Below are 6,508 nucleotides of genomic sequence, written 5' to 3'. Positions count from 1 at the left end.
GAAGCTTCCTCTATTTTTTTATTTTCATGTAACACATGTATTGTAACCTTACAGTTGGCTCTTTTTTAGAGCTTCTCTCACTGCTTTATCGGCTTTATTGCGCGACCTAAGCCTTTTAAAAAAATCCTTTAGCAAGGCCTGACACTCTTCTTTTAACACACCGCCCGTCACGAAAGGTTGGTGGTTGAACCGTTCATCCGTCAATAGATTCATCAAGCTACCAGCCGCCCCGGCTTTCGGATCAAACGCTCCAAAGTAAACATGACGGACCCGTGCTAAGATCATGGCGCCAGAACACATGGGGCATGGTTCTAAGGTAACATAGAGATCACAATCCGTTAGCCGCCACTTGCCAAGTTCTTTATTGGCCATCTCTATTGCTGTCATCTCCGCATGGGTTGTTGCAATTTTAGAAGTCTCTCGGCGGTTGAATCCTCGCCCAACGATGTTATTGTGATAGACTACGACCGCTCCTATTGGTACCTCTCCAATAGCCAAAGCTTTGTGTGCCTCTTTTAAGGCTTCACCCATAAAATACTCTGGTGAGTATTGCATTTCTTTCGTCGATTGTTTTTCTATTGATTTATCTGTCATAAGTAGCACCTTTCGGCAAAAATTTCCACAATATGATACTATTAACTTACATTATAGTTTACCATATCAGTCCATCTGATGGGTCAATACTCATCATGGATTCCAACTTATATAGATCCCAATTCATCATAGATCCCAACTCATTGTAAAACATTTTTAACAGGAGTCTTAATTATGCCAAAGTCATCAAAGTCACTTAAACAATGGTTCCCTAAAGCCACACGCTCGTCGCAATCAACAGCGAACGGCAATGAGTATGTTATCGCAACCAAAACAGACTACCTCCATATTCCCGATGAGGCGCTAACTGACCGCGAAAAATGGTTGCTTAATCACTTTTTAGATAAACCATTATTGCCATCGACATTACCACTTGCTTGGAAAACGTTCTTAACACAGCTAACTACAGAAAAAACGGCTTCGCCCCAAGCATTGCCCGATTTAGATCAGTTCGTCCAACTCGTCTGGTTGGTGATTCCTTATCAACGCGAATTGGCAGAAACACTTGAACAGGCAATCCCCGATACGTTGGGGATTCAGTGGCTCACACCAGAACTTGCTGTTTTAGTGAGAGAGTTCGCTGAACCCTCCGCTACAAAAGTGATTCTCTCTGAGATCAAGGACCCGTTAACGGATGACTTTGGTGTCAATATCGATGCTTTTATCGGTTCAAACTGGGAACCCAGCACTTTTAATGATCAAATCGTCCTTGAGGAACGTCAGATTGTCTCACAACTCCAACAGTTACATAAACCCTTCTTGGTCGATTTCAGTGAGATTGCCTTGTGGTATTTCGCGGATCAACCCAATCGCACCATCAAAGAAGGCTTACAACAGCAAATAACCGCTGTCCCTGATTATAGCGATCTGATCAAGTCTCTGTGGCATGCTGCCGGAAATATCAGTAAAGCGAGCCAACGTCTATTTGTCCACCGCAACACCTTAAACTACCGAATTGATCGTTTTTACGAACAAACCGGTTTACAACTCAGACAATTAGACGATTTAGCACTATGTCACCTTCTCTTTCCAAGCCTCTGACCATTCCGTTTTTAGCCATAACCGCTATTTATCAACGGACACTTTTTATCGTTAATCGATACATTTTTATCGTTTTTTAATGCTTTCTTAGGGTCTTTAGGACCCTTTTTGTGTTTAAATAGCTTATACTAATGACATAGTCCTAGTACAACACTGCATTATCGCGTTACTAGTGCTACTAACGCACAACAAACAAAAGGAGCTGTGTCACATGAAAAAAGATCATCTATCCAATAGCTTACGAATTGTTCTCATACTACTAGGTATCGCGACACTAATCATCTATGCCGTATTGATTCCACAATTTGGCAGAGAAATTGTTGCGACTAATCCTGAATTTTCATACTACTATCTACCGTGGCTCTTAGTTATTTGGTCCACTGTCATCCCATTAGTCATTAGTTTGGTTATCGCTCTTAAAGTCGTCAATACATTTCAGCGCAACGGCTTAGAGCTATCCAAAACGGCTGGTTGGATTAAGCAAATTGCCCTATTGATTGGAGGAGACGCGACTTATTTTTTTGTGATGAACCTTCTTTTTCTTGTTATAGGGATGAATCACCCGGGTGTAATTGTGTTAGCGACTTTCATTCTGCTGATTGGACTCACCGTAACCCTCGTTTTCCTGTTCTTATCACGATTACTTCAAGCAAGAGTAGCTCATCTATAAACAACAGAGTAGCTATAGAGACAAGCGACAACATAGAGATTGCATGGCGAGAGGAAAAAAACATAGAGCCTAATAAAAAAGGAGCTGGCACACGTGCCAACTCCTTTTTATCATTCACAAATTACTGTTACAGTTTCACTATTTCAGATATTTATCCGATAATTTTGATAACAAACTCAACCAATCTTCATCGCGTTTTAAGACGTCTTTGGTCTTATCTTTGACTTCACTAAAGGCTTCGAGGAAGTTTTCTTTCCAGTCACCGGTTTTTTCAACGATCGCAACTAAACGGTTAACATCCGCATCAGATAACTCATCTACGGCATTCAATGCCTTTTCGTTCCCATTAAGCTTATCCTTCACAAAACATTTTACCTTTTGACGATTAATAAACGCTGATACACTTTCACGTTTTTCTTCATCAGAGGCGATTATTGCAGCGGCAGCACCGATGATCAGTGTTGCTCCAAGTCCGATGATTAATGCTTTTTTCTTGTCTACCATGACTAACTCCTCCTTTTACCCTAGTTTATCATATTTTTAATCGGATACCCTACCAGAAAGCTATACTGTGGTAACGGTCTCTTGTTTAGATTGACTAGGATTGCTCGGTTTTGCTTCGACATAGATTTTACCCTTACGAGCTCCCACTGTAACGTCTTGGCCAAATTTAACATCATCATTCAATAATTGTTCACTCAATGGATCCTCAATTTGACGTTGCAGTGCACGACGTAATGGTCTTGCTCCGTATTCAGGATCATATCCTTCATCAGCAATGACGGTCACTGCTGCAGGGGTAATCTTAATCGTAATCCCTAGATCATGCATCCGAGTAACGATATCCTTCGCCATCATTCTAACAATGGCTTGAGTCTCGTCCTTCGTTAATGCATGGAACACAATCGTTTCATCAATCCGGTTCAAAAATTCAGGTTTGAAGGATTTCTTCAATTCTTCACGAATCCGTCCTTCCATCGCTTTGAAATCATCTTTAGCTTGAGTTGCCCCGAAACCAACTGTCTTCTCATCTCTTAGGGCTGTGGCACCAAGGTTTGATGTCATAATGATGACTGTATTTCTAAAATCAACTTTACGTCCCTTAGAATCCGTCAAATGACCATCATCTAAAAGTTGTAACAAGATATTGAATACCTCTGGATGGGCCTTTTCCACTTCATCAAACAAGATGACAGAATAAGGTTTTTGACGAATTTTTTCCGTCAATTGTCCACCCTCATCATAGCCAACATAGCCTGGAGGAGATCCGACTAACCGACTCGTTGAGTGACGTTCCATAAATTCACTCATATCGACTCTGATCAACGCATCTTCTTCCCCAAACAAGACTTCTGCTAAGCTTTTCGCTAACTCAGTCTTACCAACACCAGTTGGTCCTAGGAATAAGAATGATCCGATTGGCCGTTTTGGATCTTTCAATCCACTCCGTGCACGACGGATGGCTCTTGAAACTGCGCCAACAGCATCCTTTTGGCCAACTACACGCTGATGTAATTCTTTTTCCAAATGCACGAGGCGTTCGCTTTCTTTCAGTTCCATTTGTTTCAACGGAATACCTGTCCATTGTGCAACTACCTCAGCAACATCATTATCAGAAACAACAACTTTCGTTGAGTCCTCTGATTTAGGTTCGCCCAGTTTAGCTAAGCGATCTTTTAATTGGATTTCTTTTTGTCTGAGTTGTGCTGCTTCTTCGAATTGTTGGTTCAAAACAGCGGCCTCTTTTTGTGCGACTAATTTCTTGTACTCTTCTTCAGTCGCAACATATGGATCTACTGAACTTTCACGATCCAAACGAACTTTCGCACTCGCTTCATCAATCAAATCGATGGCTTTATCCGGCAATCTGCGTGATGTGATATAACGGGTCGATAATTTAACGGCTGCTTCAATAGCTTCGTCACTAATCGAGACATGATGATGGTCCTCATAACGCTCTTTCAAGCCGTTCAATATCGCAATACTTTCTTGCGGTGAGGGCTCATCGATCATGACTGTCGCAAAACGTCTTTCGAATGCTGCATCTTTTTCAAAGTATTTTTGATACTCATCTAAGGTCGTAGCTCCGATCAATTGAATCTCACCACGGGCTAGTGCAGGTTTCAAAATGTTAGAGGCATCGATTGCGCCTTCAGCACCACCTGCTCCAATCAAGGTATGAATCTCATCAATAAACAAGATAACATTCTTATCTTCACGAATCTCATTGATAATTTTCTTCAACCGTTCTTCAAATTCGCCACGGAATTTCGTACCCGCAACTAATCCACCGGTATCAAGCATCATCAACCGTTTTTCATTTAAAACATCTGGCAATTGACCGCTGACGATTTTTTGTGCTAAACCTTCAACTACCGCCGTTTTCCCAACACCTGGTTCGCCAAGTAAAATGGGGTTGTTCTTCGTTCTACGACTCAGGATTTGGATAATACGACGCACTTCGCGATCACGACCAACGACGGGATCCATTTCCTCATTGCGTGCCATCTCAGTCACATCGCGAGCTAACTCATCTAAAGTTGGCGTTGTCGATTGACCTGGTTTCTTGCGTCTAACATTATTAGCTTGTTTAGCTGCTTTCTCGGGATTATTGACACCTAATTTTTCAAAAATACGTGCTTGAATCACCCGAGGATCTGCTCCAATATTGGTTAAGATCTTAACCGCTAATGCTTGTTCACGTGTCAATGACAGAAGCAGATGTTCTGTCCCAATTAATTTTTGACCCGTCCGCTCAACATCGTTGGAGGCAAACATCACGACCCGTTTTGCTCGTGGTGAATAAGGCATATGCAAGGGATCACTCACACGAGCTCCCAAACCGTAGCCTGTTAATAATTCAATTTCTTCTCTGATTTTTTCAGGTGTTACTTGGTATTCACGTAATACTTTCCCCGCGATACCATCTGGTTCAGCAGCTAGACCAAGTAATAAATGCTCTGTCCCTACTGCTTGATGTTTAAAATGAATGGCTGCTTCTGCTGCGATCAAGACCGCGTGCTTGGCATTAGATGTAAATAATTCACTCATAATATAACCCTTCTTTCTTGGTCACTTGACCAGCCCTGGTTAATAAGGTTGTTTTCGTTTATATTACTGCCTACTAAACACTATTCCCAATAATATTTCAAGTGCTCAGTTAACTGAGCTAGCATATCACTACGCCAATTATTGCCGTTAGTATCTTGATCAATGGCAGGACTATTCATCACGAGAGACAACAGTTGAATTTCTCTCCTTGTCATAAATCCCTGTTGAAAGAGATCAATCAAATACTTCTTCGTATCATTTATAGACATTTCAGATTCTATTTGTTGGGCCAATAAATCGATCTTTTTCGCATTATCACGAAGTTGGATCTTCGTGATCCGAATATAGCCGCTGCCACCACGTTTGCTGGCAACAACATACCCTTTAGGAACTGTAAACCTCGTATTGATGACATAGTTGATTTGCGATGGGACACAGTCAAATTGTGAAGCTATTTCACTGCGCTTCAATTCGATTTCATCTGATTGAACCAGAAACGCTTTAATATAGCGTTCTATATCATCGGATAAATTTGACATTTTTACCATCTCCTTATTTGACCATTATTGACTATTATAACTTATCCACGCATAAATGCAAGTTTTATACTCACCATGCATGATACCGTGGTTAACTTTAACAATAGCATTAGCTAAGAGATAGTTACTCCCAAATACAAAAAACTGTCAGAACCTAAGTCCTAACAGTCAATTTGCTTTTTAAGATCGGGAAGACAGGATTCGAACCTACGACCCCTTGGTCCCAAACCAAGTGCTCTACCAAGCTGAGCTACTTCCCGTTATGAAAAAAATGCACCCAGCAGGAGTCGAACCTGCAACCGCTTGATTCGTAGTCAAGTACTCTATCCAATTGAGCTATGGGTGCCTAATGCCGAGGACCGGAATCGAACCGGTACGGTAATCACTTACCGCAGGATTTTAAGTCCTGTGCGTCTGCCAGTTCCGCCACCCCGGCATGTTTATGAGAAAAAATTAAAAAGCGGAAGACGGGGTTCGAACCCGCGACCCCCACCTTGGCAAGGTGATGTTCTACCACTGAACTACTTCCGCATTTTTACTGCCGGCTAAAGGACTTGAACCCTCGACCCTCTGATTACAAATCAGATGCTCTACCAACTGAGCTAAGCCGGCT

Annotated in this window: 6 protein-coding genes and 5 tRNA genes; 2 read left to right on the top strand and 9 right to left on the bottom strand. The window is 41.8% G+C overall.

Annotated features, from left to right (window positions below; genetic code table 11):
• Positions 1-48: 48 nt before the first annotated feature.
• A complete protein-coding gene (gene tadA, locus H541_RS0110265; protein ID WP_022797205.1) occupies positions 49-594 on the bottom strand; it encodes a tRNA adenosine(34) deaminase TadA in 546 nt (181 codons plus the stop codon).
• Between the two features lie 174 nt (positions 595-768).
• Between tadA and H541_RS0110260 the strand changes: the two genes are divergently transcribed.
• Together H541_RS0110260 and H541_RS0110255 are read left to right on the top strand one after the other, a co-directional pair.
• On the top strand, positions 769-1,635 hold the full coding sequence (locus H541_RS0110260; RefSeq protein WP_022797204.1) for a helix-turn-helix domain-containing protein: 867 nt from the start codon (positions 769-771) through the stop codon (positions 1,633-1,635).
• Between the two features lie 211 nt (positions 1,636-1,846).
• Positions 1,847-2,305 (top strand): DUF2975 domain-containing protein, encoded by a 459-nt coding sequence (locus H541_RS0110255; protein ID WP_022797203.1) that lies wholly within the window; start codon positions 1,847-1,849, stop codon positions 2,303-2,305.
• A gap of 138 nt (positions 2,306-2,443) precedes the next feature.
• Here H541_RS0110255 and H541_RS12845 read toward each other — a convergent pair whose 3' ends face one another.
• The 8 genes from H541_RS12845 to H541_RS0110215 all read right to left on the bottom strand — a co-directional run bounded on the left by H541_RS12845 (position 2,444) and on the right by H541_RS0110215 (position 6,507).
• On the bottom strand, positions 2,444-2,809 hold the full coding sequence (locus tag H541_RS12845) for a hypothetical protein (protein WP_022797202.1): 366 nt from the start codon (positions 2,807-2,809) through the stop codon (positions 2,444-2,446).
• Positions 2,810-2,869: 60 nt separating this feature from the next.
• Positions 2,870-5,356, bottom strand: coding sequence for an ATP-dependent Clp protease ATP-binding subunit (locus tag H541_RS0110245; protein WP_022797201.1), 2,487 nt, complete (start codon positions 5,354-5,356; stop codon positions 2,870-2,872).
• An 80-nt stretch (positions 5,357-5,436) separates the two neighbouring features.
• Positions 5,437-5,895: a CtsR family transcriptional regulator gene (locus H541_RS13735; RefSeq protein WP_026501775.1), complete on the bottom strand. Its 459-nt coding sequence runs from the start codon at positions 5,893-5,895 to the stop codon at positions 5,437-5,439.
• Between the two features lie 186 nt (positions 5,896-6,081).
• Positions 6,082-6,155, bottom strand: a tRNA-Pro gene (locus H541_RS0110235).
• Positions 6,156-6,167: 12 nt separating this feature from the next.
• A tRNA-Arg gene (locus H541_RS0110230) sits at positions 6,168-6,241 on the bottom strand.
• Between the two features lie 4 nt (positions 6,242-6,245).
• A tRNA-Leu gene (locus H541_RS0110225) sits at positions 6,246-6,331 on the bottom strand.
• A 23-nt stretch (positions 6,332-6,354) separates the two neighbouring features.
• Positions 6,355-6,426: transfer RNA gene (locus H541_RS0110220), tRNA-Gly, on the bottom strand.
• 8 nt (positions 6,427-6,434) lie between these two features.
• Positions 6,435-6,507 (bottom strand) — tRNA-Thr (locus H541_RS0110215).
• Position 6,508: the final 1 nt, after the last annotated feature.

This window comes from Bavariicoccus seileri WCC 4188 (assembly GCF_000421665.1).
Taxonomy (GTDB): domain Bacteria; phylum Bacillota; class Bacilli; order Lactobacillales; family Aerococcaceae; genus Bavariicoccus; species Bavariicoccus seileri.
Note: the sequence above shows the minus strand (reverse complement) of the source record. Positions and strands in the feature narration are given on the sequence as shown.